At 37.1% G+C, this 431-nt stretch carries 1 protein-coding gene; it reads left to right on the top strand.

The window, feature by feature from the left end:
- Positions 1–109 precede the first annotated feature (109 nt).
- The coding region (locus IC21_RS02380; protein WP_035180390.1) for a UPF0236 family transposase-like protein at positions 110–431 on the top strand (322 nt) is incomplete at its 3' end.

The following is a 431-nucleotide window of genomic DNA, read 5'->3' as shown; positions in this document are numbered from 1 at the left end:
GTATGTGTAAAATTTTACTCGAAGGGCAGATGAGTGGAAAAAAATGGGAAGACGCTCTATCATTTAAATGTACGCTTGTGGGCGAATACATTTAGAAAGAGGTCTTCCTATGGATATTATATCAATAATTGCTAGATTATTAAAGGATACAAAAAGTCTTATTGAATTTGAAGAACAAGTTAAAATTCTGATCCAGAATGCCTTTACGCAATGGGTTGGGGAAATATTTGAGACGTTAGATAAAACAATTAAGCAGAAAAAGCTGGAGGATGGCTGGGAGTACTGCCGGAGTGATAACAGAAGCATTCAGTTTTTATTTGGAAATGTGACCTTTAAACGTTCACTAATGCATGACCAGAAAGGGAATTCACATTATCCTCTGGATGAATGGTTAGGGCTTTTACCATACCAACGATACAGCCCGTTAGTGG

Origin of the sequence: Heyndrickxia coagulans DSM 1 = ATCC 7050, from assembly GCF_000290615.1 — a bacterium.
Lineage (GTDB): Bacteria > Bacillota > Bacilli > Bacillales > Bacillaceae_C > Weizmannia > Weizmannia coagulans.
The sequence above is the reverse complement of the archived record's forward strand: the minus strand, read 5'-3'. Positions and strand labels throughout refer to the sequence as shown.